Raw genomic sequence first — 19,523 nt, 5'->3', positions numbered from 1 at the left:
ACAATGAGCCGAGACATCCAGGAGGTGAGCGGGCGATGAGCGACTCGACCGACGAGGTACGGTCCTACACAGTTCGGCTGGAACTGGTCGACGAACCGGGCGAACTGCTGCGGGCGCTCGAGCCCATCGCCAACAACGGCGGGAACCTCCTCTCTATCTTCCACGAGCGGGGGAACGTGACCCCGCGGGGCCACATCCCCGTGGAGGTCGACCTGGAGGCGACCCCCGAACGGTTCGACGGGATCGTCGACGCACTCCGGGACGCGGGCATCAACGTCATCCAGGCCGGGGCAGAGCAGTACAGCGAGGCGTTGACGATCATTCTCACCGGCCACCTCGTCAACACTGATCTCTCTGACACGCTCTCGCGGATTCACGAATCCACGGACGCGACCGTAACCGACCTCTCGCTGTCGGCACCGGAGGGCACGGACGATGCTTCCAGTGCTCGCATCCGACTGGCAACAGAGGAAGGGGCGGTCAACGAGACGATGTCCGCTATTCGTGCTGTCGCAAACGAGAAGGGACTCCACGTCATTGAGCCACTCGCTGCGGGAGGTGAGGCATGAGACTCGCCGTCATCGGGGCCGGTGCAGTCGGCTCTGCTGTCGTCGAACTGGCGGCCGACCACGGCCACTCCGTCACTGCCTTCGCTGATTCCAGCAGCGCCGTCATCGACAGCACCGGTATCGACACTGCTGAAGCGCTCGACCGGAAGCGGGCCGACGGCGTCGTTGGAACCGACGCACCTGAGGCCGCGCTCTCGGCCGAGTACGACGTGCTCGTCGAGGCGACGCCGACAACGCTTGGCGACGCTGAGCCGGGATTCGGCCACGTGCGGGCCGCACTCGAACGTGACCGCCACGCCGTGCTGGCGAACAAAGGCCCGGTCGCCGAACGATACGCGGACGTTCGCGCGCTGGAACGGGAAAGCGAGGGGTCCGTGCTGTTTGAGGCCACCGTCGGTGGCGCGATGCCGGTCCTCTCGACTATCAACGACTTCGACCCGAGCCATATCACCGCCGTCCGCGGGGTGCTCAACGGCACCGCGAACTTCATCCTCTCGCGGATGGCGACCGAAGGGCTGGATTACGAACACGTCCTCGCGGAAGCACAGGACCTGGGCGTCGCCGAAGCCGACCCGACCTTTGACGTGGACGGGACCGACGCAGCGCTGAAAGGTGTCATCATCGCGAACGTCCTCGCTGACGACGAGACGGAGTACACGCTCGATGACGCTGCGGTAGAAGGAATTCAGGACATCTCCGGCAGCGCCCTCGAACTCGCCCGGGCGGACGGCCGGACCGTCCGACTCGTCGCCGAGGTCGTCGAGGGGTCTGTCCGTGTCGGCCCGCGACTCGTTCCGGACAACGCGCCGCTTGCCGTCTCCGGGACCCGGAACATCGCCCAACTGGAGACCGAACACGCCGGCCAGCTCAACATCTCTGGTCGCGGTGCCGGCGGCCCAGAGACGGCGAGCGCGGTACTCGCAGATATCGGCCGACTATAACGGGACAGCAAGGTTTCTACCGCAGCCACACCGTTTCTGTATTCACTGTCTGTCACAGCCACCTGTCTGTTTGTCACTCGAAACAACACTATCCTGGCTGTGACTGTCGGTATCAGCGTCTTCCTGACCAAGCTATCGGGTGCCACACTACCATGCCATGTCGTGGCGAATCGCAAGAAAGCGACGGCCTGACGCTTACACGCTTTCGAAATCGTTTTATGAACCACCAGCTAATAAACCCGATACAGCGCCTCTGCGCGTGAGAGATAACAATGAGCGACGAACAACACCAGAACCTGGCCATCATCGGCCACGTCGACCACGGGAAGAGCACGCTCGTCGGCCGACTCCTGTACGAGACAGGGTCGGTACCGGAGCACGTCATCGAACAGCACAAGGAAGAAGCCGAGGAGAAAGGCAAGGGCGGCTTCGAGTTCGCCTACGTCATGGACAACCTCGCCGAAGAGCGTGAGCGTGGTGTCACCATCGACATCGCCCACCAGGAGTTCAGCACCGACGCCTACGACTTCACCATCGTGGATTGTCCCGGGCACCGCGACTTCGTGAAGAACATGATTACCGGCGCGTCCCAGGCCGACAACGCCGTCCTGGTCGTCGCCGCCGACGACGGCGTTCAGCCGCAGACTCAGGAGCACGTGTTCCTGGCCCGCACCCTGGGCATCGGTGAACTCATCGTCGCCGTCAACAAGATGGACCTCGTCGACTACGGCGAGTCCGAGTACAAGCAGGTCGTCGAAGAGGTCAAGGACCTCCTCACCCAGGTCCGCTTCGACTCCGAGAACGCCAAGTTCATTCCGGTCTCCGCGTTCGAAGGCGACAACATCGCCGACGAGTCCGAGCACACGGGCTGGTACGACGGCGAAATCCTGCTCGAAGCGCTCAACGAACTGCCGGCACCGGAGCCGCCGACGGACGCGCCGCTCCGACTGCCGATTCAGGACGTCTACACCATCTCCGGTATCGGTACGGTCCCGGTTGGCCGTGTCGAGACGGGTATCCTGAACACGGGCGACAACGTCAGCTTCCAGCCGTCCGACGTCTCCGGCGAAGTCAAGACCGTCGAGATGCACCACGAGGAAGTCCCGAAGGCCGAGCCCGGTGACAACGTCGGGTTCAACGTCCGCGGCGTCGGCAAGGACGACATCCGACGCGGTGACGTCTGTGGTCCGGCCGACGACCCGCCATCGGTCGCCGAGACCTTCCAGGCCCAGATCGTCGTGATGCAGCACCCGAGCGTCATCACGGAAGGGTACACCCCGGTCTTCCACGCCCACACGGCACAGGTCGCCTGTACTGTCGAATCCATCGACAAGAAGATCGACCCGTCCTCCGGTGAGGTTGCCGAGGAGAACCCCGACTTCATCCAGAACGGGGACGCTGCCGTCGTGACGGTCCGCCCACAGAAGCCGCTCAGCATCGAGCCGTCCTCCGAAATTCCGGAGCTCGGTTCGTTCGCTATCCGCGACATGGGGCAGACCATCGCCGCCGGCAAAGTCCTCAGCGTCAACGAGCGATAACGCATGTCCCAGCAGGCACGCGTTCGGCTCGCGGGCACAAGCCCCGAGGACCTTGACGACATCTGCGCCGACGTGCGGGAGATCGCGAACAAGACCGGCGTCGAACTCTCCGGTCCGGTCCCACTCCCCACCAAGACGCTTGAGGTTCCCACCCGCAAGTCCCCCGATGGTGAGGGGACTGCGACGTGGGAACACTGGGAGATGCGCGTCCACAAGCGGCTCATCGATATCGACGCCGACGAACGGGCACTGCGCCAGCTGATGCGCATCCAGGTTCCCAACGACGTCTCCATCGAGATCGTCCTCGAGGACTGAGCCTCGGGGAAACTGTCGCTTTGCGACAGCGTCGTTGTGTACGCCCGTCCGAACCGCTGGCCGGGACAGTGTGAATCGCTATCGAAGGCCGCTCTCACGCGCAGGGTTTTTATAACTCCGCGTTCGAGTGGCAGACTACGCGGGCTCGTAGATCAGTGGCAGATCGCTTCCTTCGCAAGGAAGAGGCCCCGGGTTCAAATCCCGGCGAGTCCATAGCGTTATTTCGTTCTGGCGAACTATCCCGAAAAGCGTCGGCACCGCCCTTCTATCTGAATCTTACTCGCAGATCCTTCTGCGTATAAACTCGAAATCGAATCGAACCACGAACGGTTACGAATCATCTGGGGTGCAGTCTTGCGATTTTGCGAAGGATTTGGCTGCTTCCCGAGTGGGGGTGGTTTCTCTTGAGTAACCGACTTGTCGAGAACGCAACTATTGAGAAGTCGAACTGCCAGCACTGCGGGGCACACGTTTCGCGTGACTTTCGGCGGACGTTCGGCGATGGCGATGATATCGCTCACCGCTGTCCGGCGTGTGACTGTATGCCTCGTATCTCTCGGGGAACTGCGGCTGGGAAAGAACTCGACTACCCCGATCCGGAAGACCAGCCACAGCGGAATCAGGGCGGTCGAGTGGAAGCCCGGACTGACGGAGGTGAGAGTCTGTGAGTCCACAGTCTTCGCTTTTCGATTACGAACCGGACCTGTCGCCACTGACTGACGCCGAGCGAGAGGTGTACGAGGCTGTGGGCATGGGCCAGTATGGGCCGCGCGAGTACGCCCGGAAGACTGGCCGTTCACCTGGTACTGTGGGCAACCTCCTTGGCCGTGCTCGCGAGAAACTGGAGGTGGTTCCGGCGTGACTGGGTTCGTTCGTGCTTCAGAATTATATGATGTAGAAGCGGGCGAACCCCTTCAGTTCGACTGGACAAACTTCCAACCTCTCGCAAAGAGTCAAGCCGAGGTCGAGCGGGCGGTGGCCGTCGTCGAGACTGACGGGGGGCGATGCGAACGATAGGGCTGGCCCCTCACGAACTCCACGCTAATCTCCTGTTCAATAGCGACGGCCTTGCGCCGTTTTTCGCGCTGGACAGTGAGGTGAAGGCTGGTGAGGGGTCAAAGAGTGGCGAGTTCCTGCAGGATGGCGAGCGGTGGGTCGTTCGACTCTCCTACCAGGACAGCAATATCGTTCACCCCGGCGAGCGGACGCCACAGGGAACGGACTGGCAGCTGCAGAATATGCGCGAGTACCGGTTGAAGATTGCCCGTCATCCGGACGAGGATTCGGTCGGACAGCAGGATTTCGTAGCCCATGTTGCCCCACGCTGGCCCGGGATGCAGGGCGAGCGTGACGACGGGAGCCGTATCGAAATTCCCGTACCGGACGGCTTCGGCGAAGGTGTGAACGTCCGTGTGAAAGGGTCGAATATCGAGTTCCACCGATATCCCGAGCTACTGCAGCGAGCGGCCATCGAGATCGGCGTTACCGGTCGATACTTCGAGGAGCCACATCCCTACAGCAACGTTCAGGACGCCGAGAAGTACGCCCGAGTTCATCGCGACGCCAGTGGGCCGGTCCACGCTCGGGATGGGCCGATTGCGTCGATGGGCCACCTGTTAGAATCCGACCGCCGCGGCTATCGGAAGATCGTCCAGAACGATGACGATGAACGCGGTCGGAACCTGCCAGGATACTACCACACGGCCACACTCGGTCCGAAGCGGATTCGAGAGGCGTTCCCCGACCACCACCTCCCCAAGGAGGTGAAGCACTACTACGCCCGTGAGGCGCTGTCTGTGCCCGACGACCATCCGCTATCCCACCCGAAAGTCGGCTCGTCTCTGCAGGCCTCGCTGCTGGATGATGACGAAACTGTCCGGTGGCGCGACTTGGAGACGCTGGAACGGGAGTTAGACCAGACTGTGCTGTCGGTACTGGCCGATGCGGGTATCGACATCGCACCGTCTGGTTCCGGCCCATTTGTCGAAGATTCGTACTTCGAGCCAGAAGTGAACCACTCCGGCCCCGAGCCGGTGGGCTTGGATCTGACACGGGTCGAGCAGAAGCAAGAGAGTGTCGTCGTGCGGCACCTCTCAGATGGGCTCTCGCCGGTGCAGTGGGAAGCCTTGGAGATGTTGGTGGCAGACGGCGGGCAGGTTGCTCCGTCGGATATAGCGGACGAGTACGGCCGCCATGTTGGGAGTGTCCGGCGAGCGCTCCGAGAGATGGAAGATCTGGTGATATCGGACTATGCCGACGTGTCGCTCCGGTCGGAGTACGTCGCGGAGATGGTTCACGCCGCCGTCGACGAGGCGCGTGAAGCCACTCGCCGTGCTGTCGATACCGCGGCGAAGGCCGCGGAAGCCGCCGAGCGTGGGCTGGAGAACACGATGAGCGCGTTCATCGCATGGGCTGCTCGCCACGGCGTCGATGTGAACGACGCCCGCGAGGCACAGATGACCCTGCGGTTCGGGGAGATCGAGAAGCACGGGAAAGCGATCCGCGAAGGCTTCCGGGTATGGAAAGATGCGGGAATGCCCGAAGAGCGCTACCGGCAGGCCCAGGTCCAGCTCGCAGACGGCTCGCGAGGGACGGCCTGGCGCTGGCTCGCCACCGAGTAGCGGCCCGCCTGCTGAGAGGCATCACTGTCCAGCACCCCGGAAACACCGCTCTTTTTGCCGATTTTCTCCCTGTCCGGCACGGTCGCTGGCGTGATTGAGGCTCGACTGAGCCAATGGCTCGGCCGTCGCCCGAACGGAATCAAACCCGGGGGGTTGTGATTCCGTTTAGAGGTGTGGCTAAGGCCACTTCACCAAAATACACCGCACAGCAATTTCTATGACTGCACTATGATATATTATCTGCTACTAAACTAATTGAAATAAGTAATAATGAAGTACCAGATAATAAGAGCGCAAATAGGTATATCTGAAATCTTTTGTTATTAATATTCCTGTTGTTTTCATATGCATTTTTTAAATCGGTGATCATCGCTGGCAAAGCTGTGCTTTCATTCTCTTGAATATATTCGTTATAATAGTGTCTACTTCCCGGCCTTTGGTATTCATATTGTCTGAGTGCTAAGAGACCCAAACCAGCTGATACTAATGCGAATGCAGCAGCCAATTTAAAGAACAAGGTACTCGTTGATTGTAGTCCAGATCCTAACAGGGCCACAATAGCTCCATCTAGTGCAAAAACTATTCCCAATTTGCTCTCCAGCGTACTTCTTCTATTGATTTCGTCATCAAATCGTCTCCTAGCTTCTTCCAGTATCTCTCTCCGAACTGAACTGTCCACATTTTGATCATCATACAGTTCAATATCTATATCAGCTAAGTCCAACTTTTGGGCTCGAGTCAATGCATACCTGTATAAAAGGAGGCTCAAAACTATAAGAGATACTACAACTGCTAAGGAGATTCCAATCGTAATTAAGCGGGGATTTTGACTGACCTGCGATTGGTTAACTTGTTCACTAAATAGTATATGTGGCTGGATTGATTGCTCTATCATCGCTATCACAAATGTCGAAATTACACCGACGACATGGCTGGTTTTTCGGTGTCGGATTGGAGTGTGAACACCAACATCTCGGCTTGGGTACATCCGGCCACAGTTTCGCTTCAACCCTTTTCCTCACCTCTGGGTTCGATAAATCCATGTCTTTTATTTCAACAGCGGGAGCAGGAGTTGTCCCTGTACCACCAACTATCATTTGTTGTCTACAACAGTGACAAAGAGGTCCACCGCTCATGATTACTAGTGTCAATCAGTGTTAAACAAAATACTTTTTATTAATAATTGACAGAATTCGCAATCTCTCCAACCTGTATTTTAGATTGTAGCGCATTACGATGGTTCCCTCCCCCGTGCCAATTTAATGGTGGAATTCTCGAAGAGTGACGCATTTCCCATTGCAGAACCTCGACACCTCTTCCTCGTATCCGGTAGATGCCGAAAACATACCATCCATCTGCTGAACGAAGTTCTTCATGATAGCTGTCATAGAGTTTGAATGTTCCGGGTTGTCCATTACTGTGCTGATGCATCGCTGATTTGATTTCAACAGGCGTCCCGTCTGGTCGCTTCGCGTCGTGCCAGCTGCATCGATCTAATTCCAGGTTGTATCGCTCGGCAGCTTTGCGCTCGACGAGCGTCCCGTAGTGATTGGCTTTGTGGCTTCGACTCATTCGCGCACCTCGCGTGCGTCATATATAGATACTCCTCCGGGCTGTTGGCGGCCGTTGCCCACGGCTCGCGCGTGCTCGCACCGCGAGCGCACGCCATGGGCCAACAACAGGGCTACGCCGGGGGGTTGGTTGTTGTTGGGTTGCTCGATTCCTGCCGCTGTCATGCGGTTAGCTCCGTCACCTCACCAACTACGTTCCGGTACTTGCCGTCGTCTTGGTACTCGTTCCAGCGCTGTCGGACCCATTCGGCGCTGTACGGCACGAAATCGGCAATTTCGTGGTTTGGTCTGTCCGGTTCCGATTCCTTGGCCGTGATGACCGTGTAGATCGCAAGCTTCCGAGAGAGGTCTTCCGGGTCCACCTCATCACCGTCGTCCTCGCCGCTCGACCAGGACCACGTAGTCGGTTCCTTGTCGTCGTACCGCCAGTCCGTTTCGGGGATGCCCGACACGGAGAAGATTGGGTTAACGCCCTTCCGGTTCCGTACGTCTTCGTAGAAGGTCGCTTCTTTCAGCCCTTCTTTGTGGACACAGACACCGAGTTCTCGAACGAGCGGGTGGACGTCCCGGCCGTCGTGGCCGATGATGATGAGCGACCCGCCGTACTTCCGGATCTTGTACGTGAGCGGCCCGAGCTTGGTCTTCGTTTCGTAGCCGTCCGACCCACTCCCACCCGCGTTGCTGCTGGCCTCGTCGAAGATGAACAGTTTCGGGACCTGCTCGTTGTGCATTGGATCGCCGTCCTGTTTCAGCCACTCGTTCAGCTCGCCGTAGTTCGCCAGCCAGCCGTCACGACGATCTCCGTCCGAGTCGGTCCACTCATCCGTTTCTTCGAGCGTCCGGATGTTCGATGCAACCAGAGCTTCCGAGGGTTGCTGTTCCTTCCAGAGTTGCCCGAGCAGACAGGCGAAGTTCGACTTCCCTGTACCGGGTTCTGCCCATTCGTAGAACATCGGTGCGGGACCAGTCATCTGTGCGCGGAGCTGGTCGATGGCTTTGATTCCTGAGATATCAGCCCGCTGGCCGGCATCTCCGGTGAAGTGCTTGAGTGACTGCATATCGCCGTTCGCCATGGCCTGCCGTGCTGTCTCGGTCCCTTCGATGCGAACGATATCCCGAACGTGAGAGAGGTCTTTAGCCTGTCCGGGCATCTTTTCCGGGCGGTCACACTCCTGCGGGTCGTAGTGGGTTTCGAGGATCGACAGGTAGCGGGATAGCTCCTGGTCGCGGACGATACCTGCGTGCTGATGCACGTCTGATTCTCGCTGTCCGTAGCCGTCCTGATACTCGCGGAACTGTGCAGGCGTGTAGAGGTCGTTACCGTCGTCAGTCATCGTTCAGTCGTGGGTCCTGCGGTTGCTCGTTGGCCTGTTCGTCCTGCCCATAGCCCACAGCGGCGTCCGCCGTGGGGTCGGGGGCGTCGGTGAGGTCGTGGATGGTGGGTGCGTCTTCGGGATCTTCGCCGTCTTCGATGAGGTCGCCGAAGGTCTCTTTCGCTGCTGTCTTCTGAATCATCTGGCCGCGCTCGTTGGCTTCGGCGTCGGCGGTGACGAGCTTCTTTTGCAGCTCGACGCTGCCGCGACTCCACCGGCCACGGATGGCGGCGAGTTCTTCGGCGCGGTCGATGAGCCAGCCGTGGATGTCCTGCATCTGCTTCTTGCTGGTCATCAGCTGCGTGTCCTGACAACCTTCGAGCCAGACGCCCTCGACACGGAGCTGGCCGATGTCTTCCAGGTACTCATACTCCCGGACTGCCCACGCGCTGCCACCGTTAACAGGATAGGGGTCGGGTCCGTCGATCTCTTTCTCGCGCCAGAGTTCGGGCGGGACGTAGTACTTCTCGGTGGTGTCCTCGACAGCGTTGACGTGATGGACTTCGACCCAGTTACGCCTGCGAAGCCAGCGGGCGATCTTCGCCCCGACGAGATAGCAGGGAATCGCCAGTACAAGCCAGCCGACGGCGACGGCGGGAATCCACGTCGGCAAGGTCGGCAGCTGCGGCTGGTAGTAGGCGAACAGGACGGCCGCACCGACGAGCATCCCACCGATGAGTAGCTTGTACTCGGCCAGCAGGTAGACGAGGCGGTCGCGGTTGTTCTGGAAGGTCGGTGCAGGTTTCATGCTACCTCCGGTCGGCCGTTTTCGCCGCGGATGACGTTGTAGCCGGCAACGATCATCCAGATGAACGCGACAGTTGCCCCGGCGAGCCACGCCTGCAACGATGAGAGTGCGCGGAGGATGTCGAGTCCGCCACCGGAGGGCTGTTGGACGATTTCGGCGTACAGGGGTGTGTTTGCCGTGGAAATCGCCACACCGACGTAGCCGTCCTTTTCGGTGACGGGAATTTCGACAGTGGCGGTGTCGTCCGAGCGCATGGCGACGGTGCGGACGGGAATCTTCCCGCCTTCCTGGAAGCGGCCGGCGTCGGAGATCGTCACGGTCTGGACCGCGCTCGACCGGAGGGTGATGCGAGCGATATCCTCGTCCGGCAGGAATTCCGAGCGGACGATCTCAGTCTGTCCGTCGATACGGGTGGTTTCGGTGGCGTTAGCTGTGGGCTGTGGGCCGGGCGTTTCGGCGGGGAGGGTGCCCGCGGACTGTGCGGCGGTCGGGGCGCTGACGCAGCCGAGGCTGACCACGAGCAGCGCGACGAAGAAAATGGAACGCATGGGTGGTTAGTCCTGAAGAACGGCGACAGCGAGCAGCGTGCCGATTACAGCCAGCGCTACGACGGGTGGAACGCTGCCGCCACCGAGCAAGCCACCGCCGGCAGACTGCTGCAGGGCTTTCTCGCGGGCTTCGATTTGTGCCCGGCGGTATGCCAGATCCTCGTACTGCTGTTTCAGTTCGGTGACGTTCGTAGTCTTGTAGGTGGTTTTCTGGATGGTGACATTCTCAGTTGTCTCACCGCTTGTGGTGGTGATTCTGTCGATGGTGAACGTCCCGTCTAACTCTACGATACGGTCACTGGTGACGACGTACTGCGTGCCGCCGATGTTTGCCGTGTCATAGGTCGTGCCGTTCTCGAACTGCCCGCTGGCAGGATTCTCCTGGCTGAACAGCACGCCTTCGTACTGCGTACCGGATTCGGTGGTGATGTTGAAGCTCCCAATCTGGTCGAAGTTTTCCGGGGAGTTCGTTCCGAGTAGAGTGAGCTGTGCGGCAGTCCAGCCCTGGAAATCCTCACCCGCGGACTGCTGGTTAGCCAGCACGTAGGGGTCTACGAGGTCGCTACTGTTGATTTCGCCGCTCTGATAGGCGCTGTAGGTGTTTTCTGCGAGCGTGTCCATGTCGTTCTGGACCTGCGTGTTCTGGTTTTGGATTTCAGACCATGCGCTGTGATACCGCTCGAAATCCATTAGCTTAGTCGGGCCGCCCTGGTTTCCGGGGTCTGAAACCATGAATCCGTCCAGATGGCCGCCATAGGTTTGCCGTACCGATTTCGGGGATTGCGCCGGAGTTGCCCACTCCGGATCACCGTCCATGTTATCCGCATCCTGGGCGCGGTATTCAACGGCTGTAACGGTGATTGAAGTTCCATTGACCGTGGAAACCGATTGTGTTCCGATTGAACTAACACCCACATAATCGTTCGAGTCAAGCCGCGAGACATTGTTATAGATGAAGTCGGACGGCATACTCGGTGGGTTACCTGAGGTCTGTGAGATACCAGATTCGCTCCGGGCAACACTGCGGAGGTACTGGAAGTGTTCAACCTGTATGGTCCATGTGTTAGCCAGATTCCTCTGCTTCACCGCGTAGTAGTCTGAGACTGCTGATTTGGCTTGAGTTTTGGCCGCCGCTTTGCTACTCCCGTTGTTCAGGGCGAGGATATACGCGTTCTTGCCGATAATTCGAGCCTGAGTCTTTGTATCGGACAAGTAGTTTTCCAGAGTGGTCAGCTGGTTGTCCGCTTGCGCTTGGTTGTTCTGCGCTGACTGGTAGATGTCTAATTTCGTCTGCTGAGCGTCTGTACCAGTCGTGTTGATGGTTGTCGAGTCCGGTAGCCCAGTCCGGTCCAGTTGCACAACCTGGGGCATGACGGACTCCCCGATTTGTTCGCTCAGATCATAGGTGAACCCGGGATCTCCACCTGTGTCTCCAAGGAATTTGCCAGAATCTCCCGGAGTCCACGCGGCGGTTGGTCCGCCCTTGCTGAATGACACTGGTCCATCAGCACCCTCAACCTTCACCGTGAAGGATTCATACGCACCTGCGTTCCGGAAGTGTGCACTGTTCTGCGAGCCGCTGACGGTCTTTTTGAGAATCGCCGTGTTGTTGCCAGCGGGCGATTCGTCGGTAATCACCGTGATGGTTGTTTCTGACGATACATCGAAGAGGTCAATCTTGACCTTGTGGGGGCCTGTCTCGAAGGTTTTCGTTACTGGCCCGGAGTCTGTTGCCGTCTCTGTCGACTGTGCCAGCGCAGGACCGGCGGCCCCGATGACGGCGGAACAGACGATGAGCGCGGCGAGCAGGACCGAACGAGCGCGGGTCATTGCTCGTGTCCCCCGTCGGTTTCGACCTGCTCGACGCTGGCGCGAACCTCCTGGTCGTCAGCGCCGGCGGCGGTCTCCTTCTCCCGTGCGTGGTGCGCGGCGATCACGCCGCCGGCGACGACGGTGGGACTCACGACGGGGAGCGGGGAACCGATTTCGGCCGCGGAGATTGTGGAGGCAGAGACGCCGATGACGCTCATAAGCCCATAGCTGAGTATGCGGTCCATCGGATTCACCCCAGGTAGCTGATGACGTAGTAGCCGGCGGCCTCGACGGCGACGACGACGAGACCGATAGCGGCCGAGCCGATCACGATGTCCTGCGCGCCGAGGATGTTCAGACCGGTGAATAGGACGATGACGAGAGTCCCGAGCGCGAGGTAGGTTTCGACAGTAGCCGAGCCCTTGGCGATATCCACGAGGTCGGTGTCGAGCTGGTAGTTCTTGTTGCGGCTCTCGTTGACGCGGTTGGTGGCGTATGCCATCGCCAGGGCGGCGAGCGATAACAGAAACGCGAGGTCGATGCTCGTTCCCTGGACAGAGAAGACAGCTGCCGAGAGGTCGTAGCCGAGCAGACTGATCGAAGCGATACCGTTGGTGACGAACGCGCTGGCGGTGAAAATCACACCGGCCAGAGCGTCTTCGATGTCTATCTTTCCGAACATGGGTTGCACCGGCCGTGAGTACGACCGTATTCCGGCCGTGCAGTCTGCTGGCTAGAAAGCACCGAATCGCGGTATTCCCGGGACTCAGTAAATTTTAGTATCGGGACTGCACCGCCGGTGGCATGGAGATGCGAAAACTCTCTCCGGCAGGCGGCTGTGTGACCGTCTCGATACCGATAGACGATCTTCGTGAGCGCGGTGTCGTCGACGAGGATGGCGAGCTGGTGGGTAACCACTGGGCGAAGGTCGAGAGTCTTGACCAGGACGACGAGGGCGACTACCGATTAGAGTTGGTCAGCCCATGATCCGAGCCCGACCCCACGGGGTTCGACTCAGATGTAACGCTAATCCTCGATGTATGCACCTGTGGGCTGTGGGCCGTGGGCTACGGTGCATAGAATCGGGCCGGTCGGGTTGGGGGGTCGCCCAGATCACGCCGACGGCCCGACCCCAGTTTATGAACAACCACCCTGTCGCTCACTCCAGAACGACGCGAATCAACCCCCGGTACATACACTCGTTTAAACAATGACTCGACGCACCAGTCTAAAGATCACTGACGAACGGCAGCGACTACTGGATAAGGGGAGTGCGATTGTCGCGAGCGATCAGCATGATGACCCGCCGATGTCGGACGTGTTAGATGCGGCACTGACGCACTTGGTCGAGAGTGAGGAGAATCTCAAGAATGCGCGTGAAGAGTTGGACCCCAAGACGATTCAGCAGTTCAACACTAGCGTTCTTGGGTTGCGGTATCGGACGCGTGTAGAGAGTAAGTGGCGATAGTGAATTTCAATTCTATTGAAACTGTAGATTCGATAGAAACAATTTGATGTATATAGTATGTAAACAAAATAATGGGATATACTTAGACATATATGGAATCAGAACAGATACGATCTGTGCTCAGTACGCTTACCAGACTCGTCATTATATGAGAGTTTCAATGAGGCCGAGTCAGATTATGTCTTGAACTCCCATACCGCTTGAGACGAATGTTTGCCCAGTATCTACTAGGTCTTCGGAGTACGTGTTACCGAGAATATCTTCATAAACTACCTCAACTACTAACCTAACCTCCACCTCATCTTGAGCTAAAACTTGACAAATTTCTACGATAGCAGCATTTAGCCCTTGTGAGTGCCTCCCTGGTGACCTTTGATTATCAAGGCCACATACCACATGAGAGACAAGTTCTTGATTTTTCTCACCGGGATATAGACTCGAATTATACGGCTCTCGAGAATCCGTGTACTTGACAGGCGCACTATCGAAAAACGTTTCAATTTCGTCATCAGATACCTTGAGTTCAGAACGAACTCGGAGGTTTGATGCTACGCCATTGCCAAAATTTGATCCAGAAAATGTTATTTTGTTCTGAGGATGTGCCTCCAAGTCCAATACCTCAATGAGTGGCTTCTCCCTCGCTTCATGTTCTGACTGCATCAGTTCCGTTTGGGACTGCATTATGTCAGTCTGATTTGATTGAATCTGAGTCTGTTCTGAGAGGAGACCGGATTGATCTGCTTGGATTTCAGTCTGTTTATCCATGATATCTCGCTGTTGAAGATACACCCATAGAATAGCCCCCGTTAGGAATATGGATACAATTGCATTGATCTCGGTGGCCCATTCTGCAATCCACGAGATCAAGATATCGGCTACAACCATTGGATTCGGAGAGAGCATCCCCGTACCTACCTCTTTTGAATCTACCTCATCTCGCACGGTTTGAGAGAGCCATCGATGACCGACTTACGCTCTCAATTCAACTCAACCTCGATAAATCATAAGCAACTGATGTTTTCAATATAGCCCGACACTCCTGTTTATATCCCATCAGAGAGGATTTTATTGATCACAGATCGTACCCTGGTTGTATGAGTCAACTCTTCGAGGAATTTTCTGAAATACTCCGACGGTTCTATCAGAGTATTCCGTTGATCAGGTTGGGTAAGGAATCTCGGAGCATCCAACACGAGACGAAGCAAGAGGTAGTATGAGAAGCAAACTGAATCAAATACTGATACGTTATGTTGACTGGTGACTCACATGGGAAATAGCGACAACTGATATCTTCAAAAAGCCTAACCCACTGCAATATCTGTTGGTAGTTAATGTCGTTCACCTCGGGAGTCGTGGGCGTTCTTCACGGTGATTTGCGAGATATCTCAGAAGGCCATATCACGAGAAAAGTTGGAGATCGAGCCTTTGATTCGTATATCAATATCGAAGGCGAAGTTCGAGATGTTGCCGATCAAACTGTCGCAATACGGGGAAAAATAGCTTCAGAGGGGGTTTCAGAGAAAAAAACTGTTGAGATCCGGGACGACAATCAAATCAATATCGTAGAAAATAGAGATCCAGGTTGGGACTGGACCGATTTTTGGCTTGTGCCTGGCAGATTCATAGTTGCAGAGAGTACATCAGATAATGGTTTTCCGTTTAGTGCTCTTACAGAGGCGACTGGTGTCCAAATAAATCGTGCCCGCTTCCGACTATCCGATATTGTAGAGAGGCATCCTGGTCAGTGGATGGGTGGTTTCCAAGACAGAGAAGATCGTGTTCGATCTGGGACGCTCTATGGAGATGAAATCGAGAGAGACATCGACATGGGCGAGGCATTTTTGAGTTCAGACAAAAATCAGATCGGACCGAACATCGAATTTGATGGTACTGAGGTAAAGGTTCGAATTACCGAAGACGGTCTTGTACAGGTCGTCGGACCGGGGAATTACGAGCGCGAAAAATATCTGGCTTTCATTGACCAGATGCTTTATGAGTTCATGTATTAGAGCGGCTGAACGTACTTTTGAATCCCTCTCGTAAGGTTTCGAGGGTCCCGGAATGTCATCTCAATTTCATCGCCTCGGACCTTTGCTCTCATTTGGATATCCTCATCTTCAATCTGATCTTCTTCGGTTGGAATATCACCCTTGATCGCACCAGTGAGGAAGGTAGACTCTGGCTGGGCATTATCAAACTGCTCCCTCTGAATTACGCGCAAGATGTCTTCTGAAAGCGTTCTAAACTCATCAAGCGGATCGTTAGACCGGTATCCAAAAGTCATATCTGTGTAAGTAGAAACGGAGACTTCGTACCGCTCACTTGATTCCAACCCCTGTTCAAATGTTGTCTGTGGCTCTATCCGAATCTCAAGGGAAGTCGGGAGTTTCTCTCCGTTGACTCTCAGAATATTTTGCCGATTGTCGATAGCATCAAATGATGCAGCGTCCGAGTAGTCTGCCAACTCCCGGAAGAGATCCATATCCAGATTTTTGTTTGGTTCTTGACCATAGCGGTCAATCCGAGAAAGTTCAACCTGGATCTTTGTGTCAGTAAGATAGTGACGCAGACGGCGAAGGTAGGAACGGTAGCCAAAAAGAGATTTTAGAGCCTTTGCTAACCGTCCAACGGCAAGTTTCGTTAAGAGGCTCTGTAGTGCCGAGGGAATCAATAGCATAGCCCAGTCTGTGCTCCTCTTATAAATTCCATCGTGTTCGATGTCCTGTGAACAGCTTTCTGTATGTACAGTTTGTAGTCTATGACTAAAATGCCAAGGAAAGGGCAAAGTGAATGTGAAAGTATAGTCCGGTAATTCTCTCGGAAGTGTCGCACCAGTTTATATCCCTGTCTGTTCTCACCCTCACCCAAGATGATCGCCGACCCTGCTGTCTTCGATGACGAGCACCTCCCGCGTCGTCTCCTCCATCGAGAAGCCGCCGTTGACCACCTATCCCGTGCATGGGAACCGGCACTTGGTGGCAATCAAGCCCACGACGTACTGATTCACGGCCCACCAGGCGTAGGGAAGACCGCGCTGACTAGACACTCCCTACGGAAGCTCACTGGACACGCCGACGTTCAGACGGCCCACGTTCGTTGTCTCGGGAAAACGACTGCTGGCGTTGTCCGCTCTGTCCTTCACGATCTCCCCGGTAGTGACCCGTCGGTGAACGTCCCTCGCGAGGACCTTTGTATCCAGCTCCAAGAGCGCGTCACCAGTCCGGTGATCGTTGTCCTCGACGAGGCTGACGGTCTCCCATCGACTGATGCACTGGACCGGCTGGTAGATGTCGAGAACCTATCTGTCGTCGTTATCTGCCACGACCCAGATGAGTGGTTATCCAGGCTCGATGGAAGACTCCGGCGGCGGCTGTCGTTCGCGGAGTTTGGTCTGGACCGCTACAGTGTCGACGAGCTGGCGGACATTCTTGAAGCACGGGCTAACCTCGGGCTACCGTCGGAATCGGTCACCCGCGAGCAGTTAGAGACAATAGCTGATGAGGTAGCTGGCGTTGCACGGAATGGGATACAGTCACTCCGACAGGCTGCACTTCGGGCGGAGGAGCTGCAACATGATCGAATCACCGACGAGGATGTGAGCAAGTCGTTCGAGCGGGCGCGACGGCATATCCGTGAGCTGAATCTGGAGTCACTGCCGTTCCATCATCAACTGCTCTACGAACTGATTCGCATGGGCGATGGGCTGGAGGCAGGGGAACTGCACGACCGGTACGATGCCGTCGCTGATCAGGCGTACCGTGGGCGTGAGCAGACTCCGATTTCTGAAAGGGCTCGACGGACAAAACTCTCGAAACTGGTGGAATACGACTTGGTTGAGGTTGAAGGGAATAATCGGCACCGGAGGTATTCTCCTCAGGATAGCGAAATCAACTCTACAATCTCCCTGCCAATGTTGGAGAGATTTGCTTAAATTTGGGAATACGTGGATACAGTCATGCTAAGCTCTGAACCTCACTCACTAACTTAATAATCTCTCCATCAAGTTCTGACTCCTCCATTTGTTTTGCGATCATTTTGCCATGCAGATCTTTTTGGTACGAAGTTATTCCATCTGGATCAGTGTAGTATTCCTCCCACAACTCAGCGAGGATATCAGCGTTCTTTTCTTCTTCAATTTGCTCAATACTTTCTCTAATATTTTCACTACTTTCTCCCAAAGTGCGAGCAATAGCGTCAGGAGCTTGAAGCAGGAGATACTCTATATCGGAATCTTCCCATGCATAGAAATGGTCCGGAGTAGTATGCCACCAAACCTTCTCATCGCTAATATCGTCATCCTCTCTATTAATCTTCTTTTTATATTCTAAAATACGGTCTCTTGGGTTGCTGGTATCGGAATCAATGAGGAAAAGATACGGAATATCAAATGAATATAACAACTTCACTAACGAACGGCCATGAGTCCCGATATTCCCCTCTCCTTCTAATTCTACGATGGTGACTCCTTCTGCAGTAATATCAAAATCAAGTGTTGATGCCCATTCAGATAGAATTAATTTATCAGATAGACCCTCAACAAAAACCACGGCATTTGATTGGAGCAACCCGCTCTTTTCATATCCAAGATCGGTGAGTTCAGATCCGATCTCTCCTGTATCAACTTTCCTCAAAGTCGTTTCCCCTTCTCGTTCTGCTCGAATGATGCTATCTGCATCACTCTGATTGACAAATACGTCTGAGTGCGTAGATATAATAACTTGAGTATCAGTCGAGTCAGCAAGTCTACTAATTATGTTGTATATTTTCTGTTCTGCTCCGGGATGTAAATGCAATTCTGGCTCCTCAATCGTGAGTATACCAGTATTTTCAAAAGATAAGTATATTTGTGATATTAGAGCTAATATCTCTTTTGAGCCAGACGATATCTCAGAGAATGTGAAATAATTCTCAAATTCATGTTCTTCCACGACGACGGTAATTTGGTCGCTATTATTCCTACTCTGATCGTACTTCAAATCTACTCTGGTTACACCTTCCATTACATCAATATAACTTTCACAAATCCTATCAAAGACTTCCTCTCTCTCAGACATACGTAGAGAATTCAGTTTCTGAACCAGGTTCTTTCCGTCGCGACTGAGATTCTGGCCAGTGAATGAGGCACTTCCTATATCGTCGGGTTCGCGGAATGGACTTACAAATTTCCAGCTCTCTATACACTCGTCTGCAATTGAGTGAATTGTACGCTGTGCGGACCCGGACGAAACTCTATTTAGCTCCCCTGTATTTATGAATCCGTCTTTCCAGTTTATTTCTATAGATTTGTTAATGTCTGCCAGTTCACTTGGCTGACCCGATATAGACAAAGTTAGCACTATTTCAGTCAGTACATCCGTTGTCTGTATAACACCCTGATACTCATGACCCATGTCGTCAGCCAGTCGCTCCCTCTCAGACTTGTCCAATTCAAACTTGTATTCAAATATAATGTTACAGTCACCTCTTTTTCCAGTTACCCGACTCTCAAACCACTCATATTGTCGATTAGGGTTATTCCACATCTCTTGAAAATCAATAAAAGCATCTAGAAGGTTCGATTTGCCAGAGTTGTTTTCTCCGATTACAATGTTAAGATCACTCATCCTAACTTGGCCACTGCGTATACTCTTGTAATTCTGAACAGACCAATTAATGAGTTTCATAATATACGGTCTCCTCGTCTTTCTGATATGGTTGTTGGAATATACAAGAAAAACTCTTCTCCCGGAAGTATAGCACCTTTTTAACCCGTTTCTTCCCCTTGGCCCACAGTGTATGGAAGGAACAATCGAAGTCTACACTGGTGAGGAGGTGAACGTTGAACACATCAAAGCACTCGGGAACGGCGGTGCTCGGTTCGACATCACCGCTGGAGACGGCCGGAAGTGGCGCGTCGACGTGGCCCGCGACGGCGACACGGAGATCGTGACGAGCTGGCGCGACGGCAAGTTAGCTGATCTCGAATTGCCAGAGTGGGCTGGTGACGTGACGGCACGACTCGCGAGGGTCTAAGAGAATG

At 55.3% G+C, this 19,523-nt stretch carries 23 protein-coding genes and 1 tRNA gene; 13 read left to right on the top strand and 11 right to left on the bottom strand.

Annotated elements, in window-relative coordinates; all coding sequences use genetic code 11:
* Positions 1–35 precede the first annotated feature (35 nt).
* From DVK00_RS05145 to DVK00_RS05110, 8 genes are all read left to right on the top strand, one after another.
* Positions 36–569 (top strand): amino acid-binding protein, encoded by a 534-nt coding sequence (locus tag DVK00_RS05145; protein ID WP_101351161.1) that lies wholly within the window; start codon positions 36–38, stop codon positions 567–569.
* Entirely contained in the window at positions 566–1,510 is a 945-nt protein-coding gene (locus DVK00_RS05140; protein WP_101351160.1) for a homoserine dehydrogenase, read from the top strand. The genes DVK00_RS05145 and DVK00_RS05140 overlap by 4 nt, the downstream gene beginning before the upstream one ends.
* Before the next feature lie 272 nt (positions 1,511–1,782).
* Positions 1,783–3,048, top strand: a complete 1,266-nt coding sequence (gene tuf / locus DVK00_RS05135; protein ID WP_101351159.1) for a translation elongation factor EF-1 subunit alpha — start codon at positions 1,783–1,785, stop codon at positions 3,046–3,048.
* 3 nt (positions 3,049–3,051) lie between these two features.
* A complete protein-coding gene (rpsJ, locus tag DVK00_RS05130) occupies positions 3,052–3,363 on the top strand; it encodes a 30S ribosomal protein S10 (RefSeq protein WP_004515425.1) in 312 nt (103 codons plus the stop codon).
* A gap of 141 nt (positions 3,364–3,504) precedes the next feature.
* A tRNA-Ala gene (locus DVK00_RS05125) sits at positions 3,505–3,576 on the top strand.
* 191 nt (positions 3,577–3,767) lie between these two features.
* The gene (locus DVK00_RS05120; RefSeq protein ID WP_004590698.1) at positions 3,768–4,031 is read left to right on the top strand and encodes a hypothetical protein; all 264 of its coding nucleotides are present in this window, start codon (positions 3,768–3,770) and stop codon (positions 4,029–4,031) included.
* Complete coding sequence (locus DVK00_RS05115) at positions 4,028–4,225, top strand: sigma factor-like helix-turn-helix DNA-binding protein (protein WP_004590699.1); 198 nt, start codon at positions 4,028–4,030, stop codon at positions 4,223–4,225. The genes DVK00_RS05120 and DVK00_RS05115 overlap by 4 nt, the downstream gene beginning before the upstream one ends.
* Positions 4,226–4,367: 142 nt before the next feature.
* Complete coding sequence (locus tag DVK00_RS05110) at positions 4,368–5,984, top strand: MarR family transcriptional regulator (RefSeq protein ID WP_121577370.1); 1,617 nt, start codon at positions 4,368–4,370, stop codon at positions 5,982–5,984.
* A 226-nt stretch (positions 5,985–6,210) separates the two neighbouring features.
* Here DVK00_RS05110 and DVK00_RS21160 read toward each other — a convergent pair whose 3' ends face one another.
* From DVK00_RS21160 to DVK00_RS05075, 8 genes are all read right to left on the bottom strand, one after another.
* Entirely contained in the window at positions 6,211–6,879 is a 669-nt protein-coding gene (locus tag DVK00_RS21160; protein WP_147435873.1) for a hypothetical protein, read from the bottom strand.
* A gap of 281 nt (positions 6,880–7,160) precedes the next feature.
* A complete protein-coding gene (locus tag DVK00_RS22445; RefSeq protein WP_121577369.1) occupies positions 7,161–7,556 on the bottom strand; it encodes a hypothetical protein in 396 nt (131 codons plus the stop codon).
* A gap of 160 nt (positions 7,557–7,716) precedes the next feature.
* Positions 7,717–8,889, bottom strand: a complete 1,173-nt coding sequence (locus DVK00_RS05100; RefSeq protein ID WP_121577368.1) for a hypothetical protein — start codon at positions 8,887–8,889, stop codon at positions 7,717–7,719.
* Positions 8,882–9,676 carry a hypothetical protein gene (locus DVK00_RS05095; RefSeq protein WP_121577367.1) on the bottom strand — a complete coding sequence of 265 codons (795 nt, stop codon included), beginning with the start codon at positions 9,674–9,676 and terminating at the stop codon, positions 8,882–8,884. The genes DVK00_RS05100 and DVK00_RS05095 overlap by 8 nt, the downstream gene beginning before the upstream one ends.
* Entirely contained in the window at positions 9,673–10,224 is a 552-nt protein-coding gene (locus DVK00_RS05090) for a hypothetical protein (RefSeq protein ID WP_121577366.1), read from the bottom strand. The genes DVK00_RS05095 and DVK00_RS05090 overlap by 4 nt, the downstream gene beginning before the upstream one ends.
* A gap of 6 nt (positions 10,225–10,230) precedes the next feature.
* Positions 10,231–12,054: a hypothetical protein gene (locus DVK00_RS05085; protein WP_121577365.1), complete on the bottom strand. Its 1,824-nt coding sequence runs from the start codon at positions 12,052–12,054 to the stop codon at positions 10,231–10,233.
* Entirely contained in the window at positions 12,051–12,281 is a 231-nt protein-coding gene (locus tag DVK00_RS05080; protein ID WP_121577364.1) for a hypothetical protein, read from the bottom strand. Before DVK00_RS05080 ends, DVK00_RS05085 begins: the two co-directional genes overlap by 4 nt.
* A 5-nt stretch (positions 12,282–12,286) precedes the next feature.
* Entirely contained in the window at positions 12,287–12,718 is a 432-nt protein-coding gene (locus DVK00_RS05075; protein WP_121577363.1) for a hypothetical protein, read from the bottom strand.
* 122 nt (positions 12,719–12,840) lie between these two features.
* Here DVK00_RS05075 and DVK00_RS05070 point away from each other — a divergent pair, with 122 nt between their 5' ends.
* Together DVK00_RS05070 and DVK00_RS05065 are read left to right on the top strand one after the other, a co-directional pair.
* Positions 12,841–13,023 (top strand): hypothetical protein, encoded by a 183-nt coding sequence (locus DVK00_RS05070; RefSeq protein WP_005537171.1) that lies wholly within the window; start codon positions 12,841–12,843, stop codon positions 13,021–13,023.
* Positions 13,024–13,246: 223 nt separating this feature from the next.
* Positions 13,247–13,504 carry a hypothetical protein gene (locus DVK00_RS05065; protein ID WP_121577362.1) on the top strand — a complete coding sequence of 86 codons (258 nt, stop codon included), beginning with the start codon at positions 13,247–13,249 and terminating at the stop codon, positions 13,502–13,504.
* A gap of 171 nt (positions 13,505–13,675) precedes the next feature.
* Here the strand turns inward: DVK00_RS05065 and DVK00_RS05060 are convergent, their stop codons facing one another.
* Positions 13,676–14,446 carry a hypothetical protein gene (locus DVK00_RS05060; RefSeq protein ID WP_147435872.1) on the bottom strand — a complete coding sequence of 257 codons (771 nt, stop codon included), beginning with the start codon at positions 14,444–14,446 and terminating at the stop codon, positions 13,676–13,678.
* Positions 14,447–14,835: 389 nt separating this feature from the next.
* Here DVK00_RS05060 and DVK00_RS21155 point away from each other — a divergent pair, with 389 nt between their 5' ends.
* Positions 14,836–15,513, top strand: coding sequence for a hypothetical protein (locus DVK00_RS21155; RefSeq protein ID WP_147435871.1), 678 nt, complete (start codon positions 14,836–14,838; stop codon positions 15,511–15,513).
* On the opposite strand, the gene DVK00_RS05050 is transcribed toward DVK00_RS21155, so the two are convergent.
* Entirely contained in the window at positions 15,510–15,986 is a 477-nt protein-coding gene (locus tag DVK00_RS05050) for a hypothetical protein (RefSeq protein WP_147435870.1), read from the bottom strand. The two genes, DVK00_RS21155 and DVK00_RS05050, sit on opposite strands and share 4 nt — an antisense overlap.
* A 387-nt stretch (positions 15,987–16,373) precedes the next feature.
* Between DVK00_RS05050 and DVK00_RS05045 the strand changes: the two genes are divergently transcribed.
* A complete protein-coding gene (locus DVK00_RS05045; RefSeq protein ID WP_121577358.1) occupies positions 16,374–17,435 on the top strand; it encodes a Cdc6/Cdc18 family protein in 1,062 nt (353 codons plus the stop codon).
* 22 nt (positions 17,436–17,457) lie between these two features.
* Here DVK00_RS05045 and DVK00_RS05040 read toward each other — a convergent pair whose 3' ends face one another.
* Complete coding sequence (locus tag DVK00_RS05040; protein ID WP_121577357.1) at positions 17,458–19,167, bottom strand: ATP-dependent endonuclease; 1,710 nt, start codon at positions 19,165–19,167, stop codon at positions 17,458–17,460.
* Positions 19,168–19,279: 112 nt separating this feature from the next.
* Between DVK00_RS05040 and DVK00_RS05035 the strand changes: the two genes are divergently transcribed.
* Positions 19,280–19,516, top strand: coding sequence for a hypothetical protein (locus tag DVK00_RS05035; RefSeq protein WP_121577356.1), 237 nt, complete (start codon positions 19,280–19,282; stop codon positions 19,514–19,516).
* Positions 19,517–19,523 lie beyond the last annotated feature (7 nt).

Source organism: Haloarcula sp. Atlit-47R, from assembly GCF_003665985.1.
GTDB lineage: Archaea > Halobacteriota > Halobacteria > Halobacteriales > Haloarculaceae > Haloarcula > Haloarcula taiwanensis.
Note: the sequence above shows the minus strand (reverse complement) of the source record. Positions and strands in the feature narration are given on the sequence as shown.